The sequence below is a fragment of the Pararhizobium gei genome (assembly GCF_029223885.1).
GTDB classification, from domain to species: domain Bacteria; phylum Pseudomonadota; class Alphaproteobacteria; order Rhizobiales; family Rhizobiaceae; genus Pararhizobium; species Pararhizobium gei.
In genome coordinates, this window is sequence record NZ_CP119409.1 from 1,557,889 (window position 1) to 1,575,704 (window position 17,816).

The 17,816-nt window shown below is 61.9% G+C and carries 16 protein-coding genes; all 16 read right to left on the bottom strand.

Annotation, left to right across the window (positions count from 1 at the left end; genetic code table 11):
• Positions 1–145: 145 nt before the first annotated feature.
• The 16 genes from PY308_RS07410 to PY308_RS07485 all read right to left on the bottom strand — a co-directional run bounded on the left by PY308_RS07410 (position 146) and on the right by PY308_RS07485 (position 17,810).
• Positions 146–3,793, bottom strand: coding sequence for an autotransporter outer membrane beta-barrel domain-containing protein (locus PY308_RS07410; RefSeq protein WP_275789676.1), 3,648 nt, complete (start codon positions 3,791–3,793; stop codon positions 146–148).
• A gap of 13 nt (positions 3,794–3,806) precedes the next feature.
• Entirely contained in the window at positions 3,807–7,175 is a 3,369-nt protein-coding gene (gene gpJ, locus PY308_RS07415) for a TipJ family phage tail tip protein (RefSeq protein WP_275789677.1), read from the bottom strand.
• A complete protein-coding gene (locus PY308_RS07420) occupies positions 7,172–7,591 on the bottom strand; it encodes a C40 family peptidase (RefSeq protein ID WP_275789678.1) in 420 nt (139 codons plus the stop codon). The genes gpJ and PY308_RS07420 overlap by 4 nt, the downstream gene beginning before the upstream one ends.
• Positions 7,588–8,112, bottom strand: coding sequence for a hypothetical protein (locus PY308_RS07425; protein WP_275789680.1), 525 nt, complete (start codon positions 8,110–8,112; stop codon positions 7,588–7,590). The genes PY308_RS07420 and PY308_RS07425 overlap by 4 nt, the downstream gene beginning before the upstream one ends.
• Positions 8,109–8,525, bottom strand: coding sequence for a hypothetical protein (locus PY308_RS07430; protein WP_275789682.1), 417 nt, complete (start codon positions 8,523–8,525; stop codon positions 8,109–8,111). Before PY308_RS07430 ends, PY308_RS07425 begins: the two co-directional genes overlap by 4 nt.
• Positions 8,525–12,766: a phage tail length tape measure family protein gene (locus PY308_RS07435; protein WP_275789685.1), complete on the bottom strand. Its 4,242-nt coding sequence runs from the start codon at positions 12,764–12,766 to the stop codon at positions 8,525–8,527. Before PY308_RS07435 ends, PY308_RS07430 begins: the two co-directional genes overlap by 1 nt.
• On the bottom strand, positions 12,763–13,095 hold the full coding sequence (locus tag PY308_RS07440; protein ID WP_275789687.1) for a DUF1799 domain-containing protein: 333 nt from the start codon (positions 13,093–13,095) through the stop codon (positions 12,763–12,765). Before PY308_RS07440 ends, PY308_RS07435 begins: the two co-directional genes overlap by 4 nt.
• A gap of 38 nt (positions 13,096–13,133) precedes the next feature.
• Entirely contained in the window at positions 13,134–13,508 is a 375-nt protein-coding gene (locus PY308_RS07445; protein ID WP_275789690.1) for a hypothetical protein, read from the bottom strand.
• Positions 13,509–13,550: 42 nt separating this feature from the next.
• The gene (locus tag PY308_RS07450) at positions 13,551–14,477 is read right to left on the bottom strand and encodes a hypothetical protein (RefSeq protein ID WP_275789692.1); all 927 of its coding nucleotides are present in this window, start codon (positions 14,475–14,477) and stop codon (positions 13,551–13,553) included.
• Positions 14,467–14,679, bottom strand: a complete 213-nt coding sequence (locus PY308_RS07455) for a hypothetical protein (protein ID WP_275789694.1) — start codon at positions 14,677–14,679, stop codon at positions 14,467–14,469. Before PY308_RS07455 ends, PY308_RS07450 begins: the two co-directional genes overlap by 11 nt.
• A gap of 3 nt (positions 14,680–14,682) precedes the next feature.
• Positions 14,683–15,105 (bottom strand): phage tail terminator protein, encoded by a 423-nt coding sequence (locus PY308_RS07460; protein WP_275789695.1) that lies wholly within the window; start codon positions 15,103–15,105, stop codon positions 14,683–14,685.
• Positions 15,102–15,524, bottom strand: a complete 423-nt coding sequence (locus tag PY308_RS07465; RefSeq protein WP_275789697.1) for a gp436 family protein — start codon at positions 15,522–15,524, stop codon at positions 15,102–15,104. Before PY308_RS07465 ends, PY308_RS07460 begins: the two co-directional genes overlap by 4 nt.
• 90 nt (positions 15,525–15,614) lie before the next feature.
• A complete protein-coding gene (locus tag PY308_RS07470) occupies positions 15,615–15,929 on the bottom strand; it encodes a hypothetical protein (protein ID WP_275789699.1) in 315 nt (104 codons plus the stop codon).
• Positions 15,930–16,035: 106 nt separating this feature from the next.
• A complete protein-coding gene (locus tag PY308_RS07475) occupies positions 16,036–16,491 on the bottom strand; it encodes a hypothetical protein (RefSeq protein ID WP_275789701.1) in 456 nt (151 codons plus the stop codon).
• A 12-nt stretch (positions 16,492–16,503) separates the two neighbouring features.
• Positions 16,504–17,460 (bottom strand): major capsid protein, encoded by a 957-nt coding sequence (locus PY308_RS07480; protein WP_275789703.1) that lies wholly within the window; start codon positions 17,458–17,460, stop codon positions 16,504–16,506.
• Positions 17,461–17,471: 11 nt separating this feature from the next.
• Complete coding sequence (locus PY308_RS07485) at positions 17,472–17,810, bottom strand: capsid cement protein (RefSeq protein WP_275789705.1); 339 nt, start codon at positions 17,808–17,810, stop codon at positions 17,472–17,474.
• Positions 17,811–17,816 lie beyond the last annotated feature (6 nt).

Consider the following 17,816-nt stretch of genomic DNA (forward strand, 5'->3'; position numbering starts at 1 on the left):
GCCTGGGTGTGACGGTTATCCTTGATTACTGTCGGACGGGTTCGGTCGCCAAACTTGACCCCGTCTTCCGGAGGGAGTGATCTCTCCGGCACCTGGCGCATCGGCCCCGAGCCTCGGGACCGAAGAGGACCGCGTCGCGGCCGGCTTAGAGCGGGAATGCACCCGGTCTGATCGGGTTGGTCATGAACTGGTAGGATGGCGAGATGACGATCCGGGTGATTGCCGTCTCATCGATCTCGTCACCGGCCCCGTACAAGAAATAGAGCATCCCGCCCGTCGCATCTGCGGTCAGAAACAGCCGCATCTGCGTGGTCGAGACCCAATGAATTCGCGCGATGGTGACTTTGACCCCGGCAGCATTGTGGACCGTGAAGCCAGTTGGGTCTTGGAACCGCCGCAGCGAGCCGCCCGTGACTGTCACGGTGATGGTGCGGGTCGCAGCGGTATAGACCGCCGCCGAGATTGTCAGATAGGTATGGACGCCGGCGACGCCCTCGACGCTCGCCACGGCCTCGGCAAGCCGACGCCCCATTTCCAGCTGCCCGTAATAGTCCGGATGAAGGGAATCCTTATAAGGCAAGTCCCACGTCTCCGGACCCAGATGCACCCCGATCTCATCCTCAATGATCTCCAGCTGAAGCCTGCGAATTGCCTGCCAGCGGCTGGGCGTCGGGGTCGCCAGCGTAGAGCGGCCGAGGCGCTGGAAAATCACAGGCACGGACCCTCCGGCCATGCTGCGCAGCCGGGCGAGCGCGTAGGTGGTGGCGTCCTTGTACATCTGCTGCGTCATCGACGGATTTGGGTTCTGCGGCGTGTCGATCACGCCTGCCGTCGTTTGGCCCTGGTCCCAGATGATAGCGCTGATCTGCGGCTGCGAGAGGTCGCCGGCACGATTGGCGATGATCGCCTCCGCCTCGATCAGCAGCGGACCATCGGCTGGCGCTTCAGGATTGCTCATATCGACCCACCAGTTTCCGACAGGGGGTCCATCGCGCTCGCAAATACCGCTGCCGCCGCGCGCCGCGCAGATGAAATTGACCTTCGCGTTCGCCACCAGCTCGGCATAGCGCTGCTGAAACCATCCCGCGCCCCAGCCATAGTTAAACGCTTGGGTCATCAGCGACTGGCCGACTGTCAAAATCGTCTTCGTCCGGGGCGAGCGGGCAAAGTCTGCAAGACCTGTGATCAGACCATAGACTTCGCGGGACGCGACAATCACGAATTGATCTTCTTTACTGCGCTCGATGATCAGCGACGTGCCAGACGGCACATCGATGTAGCGCTGATCGGCAAAATCGGTCCACTTGTTGCTGTAGCCGGCGTCGATGACAACATGCGACGTGCCCATGTGCCGCGAGGATATGCGAAACGGCTGGTTGATCGGGATCGTTGAGGCATCTATCTCCAGCAGCCCGCCAGAGCCGGAAAACGAGATCTGGTGCAATCGCGGCTGATCCGCGCCGCGCAGCAGATAATAGCCGGTGAGCGGGAGTTGAGCGGCAGCGTCCGGATATTGACGAGCGAGCGCGGACTGCAGCGGCACCTTGCCGTCTGGCGGCTTGACGCCATCGAGCACGGATGTGACGCCGAGGGCGCGGGCCGGCGTGGTGACATCAACAAGCACGCCGGCACCTGCCGCCGAGCGAAACACCTGACTGGCGGTGCTGTACATCGCCTGTCCACCATCGCCAGCGCTGTTTAACCCGGCCAGCATAAATGGCTCGGCCGGCAGCACAGCGCCTCCTGTGACAGCGGTTTCCATGATGGCCCTGGTCTGAAAGTTCTGGACGCGTTGCCGCAGCGAAAATCCGGGCCAACGGAAATGCGGCGCGGGGCTCGCTTTATAGATCAGGTGAGCAACTTCGTTCGCGCGCGTCGAGTTCGCCGGGATCTCGATACCGTACTCGTTGCAGATCGGGAAAGTCGGGTTGGTGCCGACTTTCAGGACAGGCGGCAGCAGGTTTATGCCAGAGAATTTGACCTCGACAACTTGCCCGTCCAGCAACTGGTTGTCGTAGATCCCGAGCGGATTGACGACGATCGTGTTGACCAATCCGCCTGCAGTCTCGGTGCGCAATACCCCGGTCTTGGCGACGGCACCCGGCGCAAAATCCCCGGAAATGATGCGCGCCGATCCGGGACCGGTGACGTGGTAGCTGTAGCGGGTGCCAGGCACCAGCGCAAAGGCCGCCAGATACTCGCCGGCCGGCCCGAGCAGCTCGCGCGTAAAGCCGCCAACCGTCAGTGTCGGCCGCAGCGCGCTGTTGGTCGCGAGCGGCACGAAGGTTGCGATATGACCACTATTCAAACCGGTTGCGGAGGCCGGCACCTCGGCCGTGATCGCGTCACCGGTCCCGCCGATATTGGTGAGGTGGATGAGCGATGTTGCGTCGATGCTCGAAATCAGCCCATCCTTGACCACCTTCAGGCCGGACGGAACCACGGCCTTGTTCGCGATCACACCGGCGAGCGTCTCCGCGTCCGTTGCCGCAGGCACATTGATCGTCGTGTTGCCAGCGAGCGTACCGCCTGCTGAGACGCCAGCCAGACCCGTGGCGACGATCTGGATAGTCTTGAGGGCGCGATCGTTAAGCGCCGCTGCCGTGGTCGCGGCAAAATTGGCATCATTGCCCAGAGCTGCCGCAAGCTCGTTGAGGGCATTCAGCGCGCCCGGCGCGCCGTTGATCAGGGCGTCAATGGCCGCATCGACTGTCACTTTAAGGGTTGATGGGACAACAGCCTTGTCGGTGAGCAGTCCCGCCAGCGCCTCGGCATTGGTGGCCACCGGAACGTGGATTGTTGTGTTGCCGGCAAGCGTGCCGCCCACCGCCACGACGGCCAGACCCGATGCGGCGATCTGAACGGTTTTGAGGGCTCGCTCGCCGATCGCCGTCGCCGTGGTCGTGGCAAAATTGGCGTCATTGCCCAGCGCAGCCGCCAGTTCGTTCAGGGCGTTCAGCGCGCCCGGTGCGCCGTTGATCAGTCCGGAAACAGCGGCATCAAGCGCGACCTTCAGGCCGGCCGGGACCACGGCCTTGTTCGTAAGCAGACCAGCAAGCGTCTCGGCGTCCGTTGCCGCAGGCACATTGATCGTCGTGTTGCCGGCGAGCGTACCGCCTGCTGTGACGCCAGCCAGACCCGTGGCGACGATCTGGATAGTCTTGAGGGCGCGATCGTTAAACGCCGCTGCCGTGGTCGCGGCAAAATTGGCATCGTTGCCAAGAGCCGCTGCCAGCTCGTTCAGGGCGTTCAGCGCGCCCGGCGCACCGTTGATCAGGGCGTCAATGGCCGCATCGACTGTCACTTTAAGGGTTGATGGGACAACAGCCTTGTCGGTGAGCAGTCCCGCCAGCGCCTCGGCATTGGTGGCCACCGGAACGCTGATCGTGGTGTCACCACCGAGCGTGCCGCCAGCGGTTACCGCAGCCAGCCCTGTCGCAATAATTCGTGTCGCGCGGATCGCATCCAGATCAACTTCGATTGCGCCTAGATCGGCCTCTGGCAGCGGCCCGATTTTGGTCCAGTTGCCAGCCCCGGCCGGGCCATTCTTTTTCCAGACGCCGTTCTGCGAGCCATCGGCGACCACCTTGGCAATCGTGTCCTCATCCCAGGCAAGGCCGTCTTCGGTAGCGAGGTCCGTTGCCAACCCGACCGTCGGCCCGAAAATCGCCGACAGCTGCGCCGCCAGTCGTGCGGTCGTGATCTGCCCGGACGTGTCGTTGCGGTTGGCGAGCAGCGTATCTGCAAGCAGCAGATTGTCCCACTCGGTCGTTCTAACGCCATGCATTGCCATTCGAAAATCCGTCCTATTGTATCGTGACGCTAAAAGGACCGGCGAGCGGCCCGGCAACGCCATCGTCGTTGCGGGGCTCCAGCCAGTAATAATGGTTGCCCGCTGCGAGGCAGGTAGTCGTCTCCAGGAACATGAAGGCGTCGTCGATCGAGCCGTTGAACGTGGGGCTCGCGTCAAACGAGACGGTTGCACTGCCGGTCACCGCCTGGATGCGGTCGCTGATCGGCCCATTGACCGATTTGCCGACGCCGGTTTGCGTGGAGGTGCCGAGCAGCTTGATTGTCAGCGCGCCGGTGATGCGGCCAGAGAGGGTGTAGCCAAACCTATAGAATTTGGCGGCCGTCATTGCCCTGTCCTGGTTGAGCACGCCGGCCGTTCCCTGCGCGTGGGTTGCCTTGCCGGCTGTAATCCCCCAGCCGGTCCCGAGCACCCAGCCGGTGGCGCTGTCGAAGGTGCCGTTATCCAGCAGGTTGGAACGGGTCGTGTCGCCATGCGGAATGCTGAAGGACCGGGACGGGTTGACGGCGATCGGCTGACCCACGGCATCCGTCGCGGTGTTCACGGTGGTTGTCCTGGAGTGATAAAGCTGCAGGTGGCTGGTGGCAGTATCATCCGTCGTCTGGCCGGTGATGACAGCGCCGCCGAGCAGCCGGCCGACGCTGATCGTGCTGGCATCGAGCGCGGCAGGCAGATCGATATCGTTGGCACCGACGATGACGGTGGCGGTGGGGCCGAACGGGCCGGCCACGCCCGTCAGCGACAGCGCCTGGGCGCGCAGCTCGACATGCTGGCCCTTGGTGTAGACGCCCTCGATCTCGACGCCGCCATTGATCGCCGGCACGTTGATCGTCACCCAGGCCGGTGCGCCCGATAGCCTGTGCTCTATTTTGTAACGCGCAGAATAGACCGGACCATTGCCGGCCGTCAGCAACGCCTCGACCGTGCCGCCCGTGCCGGTGTCGGCCAGACCGCTGCCGAGGCTGATCCAGCGTGGAGCAGGCGGCGTCTGGAAATTCTCGGCGATCTCATGGCCGACAAGGCTCGACCAGGGCTCGATCTCCAGCGCGTCCGTCAGTTCGTCGATTTCCGGCGCGGCGGGCACGCCACGATAATAGCCCGAAAACCCTTCTCCGGCTTCGACCTGGGTGATGAGGACCTGCGAGGTCTCGTTTCCGGCCTCGCCAAAATAAATGGATTCACCGGGCTTTGGCTGCGCACCGAGCCCGGTCATCTGGATCAGGCGGCTGGAGCCCGCCTCGGTCTTGACGGTGCGCAGCACGTTCATTCCGACCTGGTCGTCATTGTCCGGGAAGACGCGGAACAGCACGACATAGTTTTTGCCGGCCTCCATGGACACTGGCGCATCCAGTTCCACCAGCGGCCCCTCGACGGCAAGAATACGCGCCGAGATCTGCGCCTCGTGAAACGTCGAAAGCGACATTTTGACGTGATCGCCGCGCGTGGCGACGCGGGTTGCACCCGACTGCAGATAGGTGATCACCTCCTGGCGGTAGATTGCCTCAAACATCCGGCGCTTGGCCTCGACAAAGACCTCGTCCGGGTGCGTTTTTCCGGGCAGCGCCAGCTGCTCGGTGATGGTGATCTCGCCCTCATAGCCCGGCCAGCGCACCCAGCGCTCGGAGGGCTCGTAATTGTTTGTCGCGTCGTTGAACGTGATCCGGAATGCATGCGGCGGGCGCAGATAGACGCGGCGCACGCTGATATCGCCCGCATTCCGCTCGCTGACCTCATCAATCGCTATCTCGTCAGGGCGATCAATAATGACTGTGCGCTGGCGACCGTCATGGCGGGGCGATGCCCGGCCGGCACGAGCAACCTCGACCAGTCGCTCCAGATGGTTGGCACTGTCGTCATGGACGCGGTCATATTTGAGCCCTTTGACCCGGCAGAAATCGTGCCAGTCTTCAAGCTTCGCGATATCGATGCCGCTGTCGGGAGCCGGCCGGGTCGCCCCCAGCCCCTGCTGTTTATAGCGCAGCAGCGAGGCCGGATTGCTGGTCTCTCGGGTGATCCACTCGCCGCTCGTATGGTCGTAATCCTTACAGCGCCGGGACGCGAGCAAGTTGAAATTATCGAGCGTGCCGGACAGCTGATGCGTCGCTTTGATGTGCAGAGCCACCAGCGCCATCGGCTTTTTCTCGTTGATGGGGTATTCGGGACGGATGGTCTGCAGTGCCTCCCAGGTCGATCGCGACTGTGTCTGGCTGTCGATATGCTCATCGGTCAGGCGCGTCAGTTCGATGGCCCAGGTGCCGCGAACCGGAAAAGTCCAGGAGTGCTGTCGAGAAAACCCTTCGCCCAGCTTCTTGGCCTTAACCTTGATCGTCTCGACCTCCTGCCATTCCACAGTGCCGACAAGGCGCTGTCTGATCCGGAACTCGACGGTCTTCGACTTGTAGTCTCCACTGTCGTTGACCTTGCCGAGGCCGCCCTGCCAGCCCAGGATCACCGAGCAGCCCGAGGCGTTCGAGCCGGTGTTGCGCACCACCGGCGTTTCGATCGTGTCTTCGTCATCTTCGATGTCGCCGTCTGCGGCACGCGGATAGGGGCGGGTGAGTTCGACCCCGATATTTTCTTGCCAGATCGTGTAGGGGACCAGCGACAACGGCAGGTCACCCGGGACGCCCTCCCGCACCTCCACCACATAGGATTCGGCGTCAAATTCCGACAGCGACGTATCGCCGATCTTGTAATCGCTCATAGCGATGCCGCCGGCCGGGTCGTTGCTGCCGTAACCGACCAAAAATGTGCCGGTCACCCAAAGGTCATCGCCCTTGATCGTCCAATATGGCGGCACGGCAAACGGCGGGGCGTAACGGTGCTTGCCGACCACGTCAGGGATGACGCCGTTCGGCTCAATCCGATTCTTCCAGCCCGAAATCGTATAGTTGGTCTTGCGCTCGTTGCTGGACGGCGCGGCTGGCGGAATGAGCGCATTGAGCGCCAGCATGCCGATGGCGTTGAGGGCGACCGTAAGGCCGGCCTTGACGATGGCTGCACCCGTCGCCGTCATGCCCGAGGCAAGAGCCGCACCCCAATATTGGCCGAGCGACACGGCGGCGATCGAGATGACGATCTGCAGGATCGAGCGCAGGGCGTCTTTTCCCGGTATCGGACGGATGATGACGGTGACATGCGGCTTCGGCTTGACGCGGGTCCAGCGCTTGTAGCTGACGACGGTCGATCCACGCCGCGAGACCAGGACAACGCGGATTGTTTCGTGCTCGGCCGCTGGAAAGCCCGGCAAGAATTTATCGACGATCTCCGCGACAGATGCGCCGGCCGGGGCCACGCCGTGAATGCGGGCAATGCCGGGATCGGCGACGGGCATGGCAATGACGCGGGCGGCTTGAGCGCTCATAAAGCAGCCCTCGAAGCCATTTCAACGTGGCGATAAATGCCCGTCAGACGATGCTCCCACTTCGGAGCCTTGTAGTGCTCGATCTTGGTGCAATCGTCATGGGCATGGATCATCATGCCCGGCGCGACGACGATGCCGAGGTGCCGACGCAATGTGCCGACACGGAACACGGCGATGTCGAATGTCTGCGGTCGGCTGGCCTCCAGCCACATGGGGCTATCGGCCGCGCCGCCGATCTCGGCATCGATCTCGGCCATCTCGGCGACACTCGCATAGGCCTCGGTATAGCCGGGCAACTGGATGCCGAGCTCGCCCGCATAGATCACGCAGGCCAGCCCCCAGCAATCGACGCCGGTGGAAGAGCGGCCGTGCTCGCGGAATGGGATGCCGATATAGGCGGAGGTCCAATGGGTCATCGGTGCAGCCCCGGAAAACGGTATTTGGTCATCAGCCCCTCGGGGTCCATTTCGAACTCTGTTGGCTCTCGGGAAAAATTGATCGTGACCTCACCGGGCGTGATGACGCTGTCGATCAGCAGCAGGTCGAGATGCTCCTGCTGAAGGACGTTTGGGGTGCGCGGGTTGACCATCGCGAAATGGATCGTCGCCTGATCGCGCACCGAACGCAGCAGCGTGGCAATCTGCGGGCTGGCATTGACGATGATTATGTTGCCGGCCGCAGGCGCGTCTTCTTTGTCGGAGGGCAGCATGGTTTCCATCGGCACATACAAAAACGGATTGGCGGCAGGATCGGGCGTCATCCACGTCGATCGCGTGCAGAAAAGCGGCGGCATGTAGGACAGTTCTTCGGTGGGATGAGTGGACAGCCGCACCGGTGCCAGCATGTCCGGATGGTCGATGAAAAACAGGATCGCCCATTGCTCGGCCGAGAATTCGTCGCGGTGGGCTTGGCGACCGTCCAGGGAGTATCGCCTCATCGCAGAACCACCAGCCGGTACGACACCCGGAACCGATTGCCGATCGGCACATCGGTGGGCAGCGGCTTGCCGAAATAGCAACGCTTGCGGGACGACATAAGCAGCGGCCGGCCGTCCGGCATCAGGATCGGCTGCCCGCTCGATGTCAGCGCCGGCCACCCATCGGTGATCGGGTCAGGCATCAAAAATGGCAGACTGCCGATCGCCGTATCGTCCTCAAGGAACCGGTCGAAGACGGCCAGCTGCGCCCGGTCGATATCCATGACCAATGAGACGTTGCGGATTATAACGCCATGGATCAGACGCGGCAGCACCGGCCCGGCCGTCGATGTGCGGTCTTGACGCGGGTCTTCCAGACCGCGCTGCCAGCCCTCGCGGTTCGGGAGCGGGAGTTCAGCAGGCCATGTCAGCATCAGCGCCTGATCCCCATTGGCGGCAGGCCCATGCTCTGCAGCGCGCGGTTACTCTCCGAGCCCGCTTCCGTCATGTTGGCCGCATGCATGCTGTCCAGGACGTACCGGTACTGACGACGCCCGTGAGCGTCGCGCTCCTCTTTCCTCTCGTTTTTAATCGGGATGCCGGTGTTATTCTCGACGAATACATTGATCGGCGGCTCGGATCTGCCGCTGTTCTGATTGCCGCCCATCAACGGAGCGTAAGAAATAACCGACCCGCCCGGCACGAAGCCGCCGTTAGAAAAACCCGGCAAGTCGTTGTCGTTTAACGCTTGGAGGAAAGCTCTTACGCCGGGCCGTGCAACGACAGGGGCCTTGACGACGAATTCCTTGCCATGAACAACGCCGGCGGGCTCGCGTGGGTCGCCGTCGCCAGTCCAGCCGCCGACCGAAAAGCTTTTTGGCCCGGCGGTACGCATTCCTGCCCAGGGATCAGCGGACGCTCCGCCGGTGAAAATCGATCCGATACCGTTTACGATCGTGCCGAGAAGGCCACCAAGGCCACCACCGCCGCCGGCTGCATTGCCGGCTGCGCTGAGCAGCGTCTGCCCGAACTGACCAAGCCCGCCACCCAGCTGGCCAAGGCCCTGACTGGCAACATTGGTCGACGCGGTGGCACGCCCGAGAGCCTCTTCGAATTTTCCGACATAAGCCGTGCCGGTCGTGCCGAGAATATCAGCGCCAGCGCCGCCCCGTCCTACCGAGCCGGGACCACCAAACCATGCCTGAGACGCGCCGCTCATCCCGAACTTGTCGATATAGCCGCCAAAATATTTCTTGAAGATCGCATCCTGGGCGCTGTTGTCGTTGAGAAATTCGGTCGGCGAAAGACGGCGGCCCAACGTTGCCTCGCTCCACGGACCTACATTGTTGCCCATCACCTGATACGCGCCATAGGCACGATCACCATTTCGAGTAACAGGGCCGAGCGCGCGATAATTTCCGCCACTTTCAATCGACTTGATAGCCTGCGCCGCGAGGTCGATCTGTGTGTTGTTGTTCGCTGCAGGGCCTGCCCCGAGCAGAGCCTTGAATGGATCGGCCGCGCCACCGATCGCAGCCCCGTTAATCATGACGGTGCCAGCCGAAACGGACATCGAGCCGACAGATTGCAACGCCTGACCTGCCGCAGCCGTCACCGGGTTTTTTCCACCCAACATCGCCCCGAAGAATCCACCGATACCGCCGACACTCTCCATGGTTGGCAGATTGTCGCCGTAAACCGCGTTTTTCAAAGGATTTGCTGTGCTGAGCGTCAGCAGCTGCTTGACGATATCCTTGCCGACGCTTTCTGCAGCATCCGCGAGGCCATCCAGTCCCGAGGAAGCGCCGTCCACGAGCTGGTCGATCGCATCACGACCGACATCGCGGATGTCTTCCCAGGCCTTCTTCTTTTCCTTCAGGATCTCGATATTGCGCAGTAGGGCTGCATCTTCGGAGGCAAGATCGACCTCTAGCCCCGCGCCCTGCAGCTGAGAGGCGATCGTCTGCTCTCGGTCGGTGCGTCCGAGCTGTTCAAGCTCAAAGCGGGCATTCTGGCGAAGATCGGCGCGAGCCTGCATTTCCGCCAGACGTCCGAATTCGGCGGATTTCAGGCGAATACGTGCAAGTTCGGCTTCGTCAACCTTGGTGTTGTTGCGGGCAGCGTCTTCTTTAACCTGCGCTGTCAGTTGATATTCCATCCGCAGGCGAGCTGCTTCGCTGGCGGTCGCCCCGATGAGGGAGATCTCCAGGCGTTGGCTGTCGAGCGTCAGGTCGAGCGACCGGCCCCGTTCAAGCTGGGCGTCCGTAAGGCTCTTCTCGGCGCGCTCATAGGCTTCTTTTTCTGCAGTATCGATTCGCAGTTTGCGCGTTTTCGGATTGTCTTTTTCGCTGTCGGCAACAAGTTCGGCCTCACGACGAGCGATGGCTGCTTGCTCCTGAGGGGACCGGGCAAAAAGGCTTGAGCGCCGAATGGCGGCTTCCTGGCGAATACGTGCCTGCTCGGCGGACTGGTCGAGATAGGCATCCCGATCATCTGCAGCCGGACTATTGAGCAGAGGGCCGCGCGATGACGCGGAATTAAGCGCTGCCTTCAACCTGCCTAGTTCCGCAACTTTTTCGCGGATACGCAGTATCTCGGCCGTATCCTCTTTCTTCCCACGCGCCCAGGCATCCTCTTTGACCTGGCTGATAAGTTCATATTCCTGCCGCAGACGTTCCTGCTCGGTCTTTGTCTTGCCAATCAGAGAGTTTTCGAATTGCTGACGCTCAACCGATGCGTCCAGCGCGCGGTTTCTGCCTTCCCGTGCCGTGGCGTCGGCCGCTGCAGCCTGATCGAGAGAATTCTTCCGTGCGGCGGCAATCTGCGCCTCCGCCTTGCCAGTTTCAATCTCCTGCCCGGCAAGCTGCAGACGTGTGCGCGCAGCGGCGATATCGGCCCGCACCAAAGGATCACGTTCGGTCTGAAGGCGCAGATCAAGAGCGGCGATCTCGGCGGCTCTCTTTTCCTCGGGGATCAGTGTTTGCAGCGCCCGCGTTTTCGCGTCGATCGCACGGGCAATATTCTCGTTTTCCACCCCGCCCATTTCATCGACATTGCGACGGCGTTCCATGGCGGCAATATCATCGGTGAGCTGCTTGCGCCGGAGTGGAGATGCGTTTGCCGGAGATTTTTCCGCGATCCCGGATGCTACAGCGCCATTGGCGCGCAGCTGGTAAAAAGCCCTGACCCGTTCCGCATCTTCTTGCTCGCGGCGGCGCTCCACCTGCAGCGTCTGCAGTTCGACCCGATCACGCTCAGATCTGTCACGAATGCCTTTACCCATTCCAAGGGTGAAGACGGGTCGGGCAGAGGTTCGGGCACGGGCCGCTTCCAGTTCCTGGATCCGCTCATCACGGGTCGGTCCCTCGATCGCCGCGTTAACGCCGCTACCAATCGCGTCCCAGGCATTGGATGCGGCAGTGGCGACGGACTGCCATGCGCGGCCGAGAGCCGTGGTGGCTTCGCTGGCATCAGCGAGTTGAGACGGCAGCGCATCGAGCAGGACGCGCTGCGCGCCGGACAGGTCATTCTGGGCTGCGAGCTTGCGCGCATATTCGGCCGTCGCACCGTTGATCAGGCCATACTGCCGGTACAGGGTCTCCGCTGCCTTTGCCGGGTCTGCAAACATCTCCGCAAGTTTTGCGCCGGCGTCTTCGGCGCTGAGGCCGAAGGTGGCACCAAAATCCCTGGAAATACCAATCAGGGCCTCGAAGTTTTCCGAGCCGATACGACCGGTGCGCAGAAACTGCGCCTCCATGGATCGCGCGGCCGAGACAGAAATATTCGCTGCGGCCGCACCGGCTTGCGCTGCGCGCTCCATCGACGCGGCTGTGCCGGCGGTGCTGCGGCCCAGCCCGGTGGCTGCGGTCTCTACCTCCTTTACCGAGTGCAGATACTGGTTCCAGGCGATGCTGCCAGCCAAAACCACGGCGGTGGTTCCGCCCACGGCGAGGCGCAAAGGCGTCGCGGCGGCAGCGGCGGCCTTCATGGCGTTGCCGATGCCGCCATAAGCCTGAATGATTTGCGGGCCTTGCTGCAGGGCGACTTGCTGGATCGGCATGCCGAGCAGGAGCGACTGGACGGTGTCATTGGCCTGATAGGCCAGTTGCGTCTTTTGCCACGGTTCAAGCTGCTGGGGACCGCTGCCCTTCTGGCGCTGCTGCTGCGTTCTCTGTGTCTGGAGAAGTGTCAACGTTGCCTGCCGCTGGCGACCGATCGCGGCTGTCATTTCGTCGTGACCGATCGCACCGAGCTTGTTTGCCTTGCGGATCCCCTCGACGGTTTCGCGATATTCCATAAGGGCTGCGTAGCGCGGGCTATACTGCCGGCGCAGATCGTCCAGCATCTTTTGCGTCGGCCCGCCGGCACCTTCGCCGGACGGCTGTACAGGCAAAGTGGACGGCGATGACGATGGGGCGGCTTTCGGCGTCGGGCGCGGCCGAGCGGCCATTGCCTGATTGACACGGTCCCGCGCCGCTTTCTCGTCATTGGCGGCTGCGGCTGCCTTTCGCGACACGTCCGCATCCCGCTCCAGTGCGGCGGAGTGTTTTTCTAACGCCGCCGTCGCATCGGCCACCTCGTTGGCCACGCCATCCATTTCACGCTTTACGACCTCTGCCGCCGGCTTGACGGCAGAGGTATCGGCGCGAAAAACCATGTCCAGATTGACGGTCAATGCTTGATCTCCGCAAAGGCTTCGAGGGCCTTGGCTTCCATATGCTGCAGGTCTTCGAACACATGCTCCGGAGACTTCTGCCGTCGCATCACCACTTCGACGGCGTTATAGTCGAGGCCGGTCCAGATCATGCGCGTGAGACTAGGCGCACCGCGCCATTGGGTCTGGCAACCAAGGAAGGCCTGAAAGCTTGGCCAGTTTTCTCGCCAGATGCCGAGCACGTCGTCTTCTTTCGGTTGGGCTTCGTCGTCTTCGAATTCGAAACCGAGGATCCGGAAATCCTCGATAAGATCATCGTCGAGGGTGGCTGTTGCCTCCGGATCCGCCACGCCGTGCCGGAAAAAAACCCAGGCACGCGCGGCGGCGGTTAGTTTCCCAGGCGCGCCTTGTCGGCCGCGAGGCTTTCGCCATAGGCGCGATAGACGCCAATCCGGAACCAGACGTTTTTAAGGGCCTTTTCAAAAACTTCAGGGGTGAACGGAACCGGTGTCTTGAGGTCCGCTTCGGTAACTTCGTCCCAGTTCTTGACGATCCGACGCAACTCATCGAGTTCGTGCGCGTCCTGCTCCGAAGGCGGAAGAGTTGCGACCTTTTCCATGCGCGCAATCGCTTCGTCGCGGTTTTCCGCTTCGAACTCGATCTTCATGGTCTGCTTCAGCACCTTCCCGGCATTGTCCGGATCGGGCGGCAGGATGGTCACCGGCCACCAGTAGCGGTAGGAATCAATGAGTGCGAATTTCATGCGATTGGTCTCCGTTGCGTTAGAAGAAAAAGAGCGGCGGCGTCAGCGAACGACGATCTTGATGTCGCCCGTGCCATGGTTGAGGATGTCGAGCGCCAGCGAATAGTTGAGGAACCCATCGGTATTGCCGGGTTCCGGCTCGCCCGTTTCCACTTGCGCCATCTGGAATTCGACAATGTTACCGGCCGTCTTGCCGTGAACGCAGTTGATGACCCCCTCGGATCGGTCGATCGCCTTCTGAAAAAAGTTGATCGTTGCGAGGTCGGCCGGCCGCACGACGGCCGTGCCGGTGGCGTTGACGCCGGTGATGGCAATCAGCTCATCGCCGATCAGGAAGGACGGCGTCACCGTGTTTCCAAGGTTGATGGAAAGGCTCTCGGCCACCGCATCCCAGCCGTGGATGCTCAAGGTGGTATTGTCCTTCGAAACCGGTACCGGCTTCGTCCAGCCGGTCTTTGTCACCACAGGATTGGCCGTATCTGTGATGGTTCCGAGAAGGCCCGTGATCGTGGCGCGCATGCGCGGGATCTGCGAGGAGGTAAGGCTTGGAGCAAGGTTTGCCTTGGCACCGAGAAGGACATGCTGGATCTTGCCGATCACGAAATAAACGGAGCCGCTATCGCCATCCTCGACCCGGCTATATTCGACCTTCTGGCCGGGCGTAATGGTCTCGGCCATGCCGGTCATTTTTGCGACCGAGCCCCATTTCGGCGGCGTGCCCAGTACACCGGAGCCTGCGATTTCGATATCGCCTTCGATGGTCGCGTAAATGCCGGCAAGAATGACGCCCTGGTTGCCGAGCCAGGGCAACATCAAATCTCGCGTCAGGCGCTGGGCGACCATGGGGCGAAAGTTGACATTGCTCATAAGAATGTTGTCGCCGGCGACCGGCAAGGCATCCTCGCCATACTCGGTTTCGACCTTGACCTTGCAGGCCATCTTCCGGAAATATTTCGGCTCAAGCGCCATGTGCTTTTCCTTTCCGACCCGGTACTGCCGGCGTTTCGGTTTCGGTTTCGGTGATCGGCGCTGGCTCCGTTGTCCCGGCGGCCGACACGTCCGGCGTTGGTTCCGGGGCTTTCTTGGCCCAGGCTGTTGCGGCCTGAACGAGGGTGAGTTCGCCGGTTTCGGGGTCCCGCAGATAGGTGCCGCCGGATGTGGGTTGCGTCATGTTTCAGGCTCCGGTGAGAAGGTACGTGGTCTCCCACGTCTGGACGTAGATCGTGATGTTGTTGCCGATCGGCGTGCCTTCGCCGCCCACGAGCTCGATCGGGATGCTGTGTTCTGTCGGCTCCCAGCCGGCCAGGGCGTTTTGAATGTCACCTTTGATGGCGTCGAACTGGAGAGCCCGCAGGCCACCCTTGGCGTCATCGTGACGGCGCAGGACGAAGGCGACGAGGAACTGGAAGCCGACAACCTGCATGAAGCCACCGGTCGCAACCTTGTTCGCAGTGCCTTTCTCGCGGAACGGCACGACATAGGTGTAGCCGTCGCCGGGTGCGGTGCCCTTGAAGATGGCGTCCAGGTCCTCGGCCATATCGACGAAAGGAAGTGCCGGGGCTTCCGTTTTCAGGCGGTCAACGATCAGGGCTATCATCGCCAGCCCCGCAGCGTGTCGCAGCCAAACACCTCGGCCGGCGCGAAAATCAGATAGTCGCCACCATTCGTCGTCGGGGTCGCGCCGCTCGGCAGCGGCAGCTTGATCTGCCCGCGCGCGACGTCCTTCAGGGCGGCAATGGCGTCGTCGTAATCCTTCACGACGTTTTCTGGCGGCAGGTTGCGGTGCAGCCAATAGCGCGCGATCGACACGGCCCAGGTGGTCACGAGGCCGGGGATAACAGGCAGCGGCAGGACGTATTGCGTGGCGATGTAGCCGTCGATCGTATTGTCGGCATTGGCGAGAGCCTCGGCGATCACGTCGGGATCCGCCGCGCCGTCACTGTTCCGATCGGCAACCTGCAGAATTTCCCGTTCACCGGCTCGGGCGACAAGTGCGTCGATGGTTGCGTAGGTCATGGGGTCGTTCCGGTTTCAAGATGACGGCATGCAGTAGGGAGAAAACCGGACGCGCGAGACGCGCCCGGCAGATTTCAATTGCGCGAAGGATCAGGTCCTTCGTCGGACCTCGGTGAAGTTGAGGGCATCGGTCGCCAGCGCTTCTTCGTATTCCGGCTTCAGGCGGTCGATGGTTTTGACGGCCTCGGGTGCCATGACATCCGCGATCGACGGCTGGTTGACGGTGAAGCTGGCAGGAAGTGTGAGGCGCAAGTCGTCGATTTCGTAGGGCATCACGACGTGAGCACTGAGATGAACAGCCGGACGGCGCACTGTCACATCGTCGTCATCGCCGCAGGAGGTAAGCAGCACAGGAGCAGAAATACAAAAGGCAACGGCGAGTAGGCCGGAATAGAAACTTCGCATTGACGGTTCCTTGGTTGAGGATCGGGGCAGTTCAAAGAAACGACAGGGCGGCGGAAGAAAGATGCCGCCCTGTCGCTAAGGCCTGGCTTGCGAGGAAGGGACAGGTCTATTTGGGCTTGGATTTAACGGCGGGTTTGTCCGGATCGGGCGGGGCCACCGCCGCCGCGATCTTCACCGCCGCCTCTTCCTCCGCCTTCTCGATCCTGGCAGTGGCAGCTGCCTCGATCAGAGCAATGCGGTCGCTTGCGTCGTTCTCGGCGATCGAGATGCGCAGATCAGCTTCGGTTTGGATGAGCTTCACCCGTTCTTCCGCGTCGGCCTGGATAATGGCGGCACGGGCTGAAACCGCCGTTTCGATCAAGGCCGCGTTAAAAACAGCCGCGTCCTCGTCCGGATCAGCGTCCGGATCGAAAACCATCGTGACGGACAGGCGATCGACGTTTCCGCCATCGAGCAGTTGGAGCAGGATACCCTCGGAAACGACGACACTTGCGCCGACGCCCTTGGTCTCATCATCGATCTTGGCTGGCGACGTCAACGCTGCAGAAAACATGCGTTCCATGATGGTCTCCCCTTACGCTGCCGGCGCGCCGGCGTTCTGGAAGAGGAAGCCGCCTTCGGCTCCGGTGAGGATCGGCCGGCGCTCGACCTTGGTCGGGTAGATCCAGCTGTCCGATTTGTTCTCGAAATACGGCTGCTCGACCAGCGGATAACCGCGCAGTTCGTAGGTATAGCCGTAGGATGGCACCTGAAAATTGTCGCCGGTCTCAGGCACATAGGCGAGGATGGCGTCATCGCCCCAGACGTCGTTTGCGAGCGCCGCATCATCGACCGTTTCCGGCAGGAACACGGCGGAGCCGATCACCACCTTTTTAACGTCCAGATAGGCAGCGAGCATGTCCGTTGTGATGCTGTCTTTCGACGTGTACTTGAACTGCTCCTTGATCTTCGGGTGGTTCTTCAGACCATTACCGGCGTTCGGACCCAGCGTGAGGGTGTTGGGATAGCGGCCGATCGAGCGGCGGATCATTTCCTTGCCGGCATCGATGTCCGCCTTCGGGTCGCTGTTTGCGCCGGTCCAGCGAGCCGCGCCGACCAGGGCGAGCTTGTGGTTGGCGTCGTAGGACGCGGCATTGCGGGCAATCTGGGCAGTCTCGTATTCCAGATTGAGATCGAGAACATCGAGAACCATGTTGATGGCACCCGCACCGAGGTCGATGCCGGGAACGCTCTCGGCCTCTTCCTGGTGTTCGACCGGAACCACGCCTTCGAGTGCATCCTGGACAAGTGCGACGGCATCGGAAGCATAGCCGTACTGGACGCGCTTCTTGTCTGTACCCGGCGCACGCCGGGTGTTGAGCATCCGGAATGCTTCCTTACCGAAACGAATGACTCGCATCGAGCGGTTCGGGATCGACACGCGTGGAAACAGCGCGGTCGAGATGAAGGTCGAGTTGCGATAGCCGCGCGCATGCGTCGAGAGGATGGGATCGATGACGGCGGCTGTACGCAGATTGAGGGCTTTGACCATGAATGGCTTCCTTAACGGATTAGGATGGTGACGAATTCACCGTCAGCGGCGGCGGTGAGGGCGCGGGCGAAGGGGTTTGCCGGTGTTGCACCGGCAGTCTTGACGCCACCGGCCGCAGCGGAAATCAGCCTGTCGCCCTTGGCGATGGCACCGCGTGCGCGAACACGCGCCCAGCCGAGGAGAATGACGGCAGTCGGCTGGCCGATTTCGGTGCAGGGGTGCTTTGCAACACCCTTGACAGCGACGTCATCGGCCACGATCAGCCCGTCGTTAAAACTGATCAGGTCGTAGGCGTCGAACAGCGTCGTCGGAATCGCCGTGTCCGTCAGGACATCATGAAAATGCTGCATGGGAAA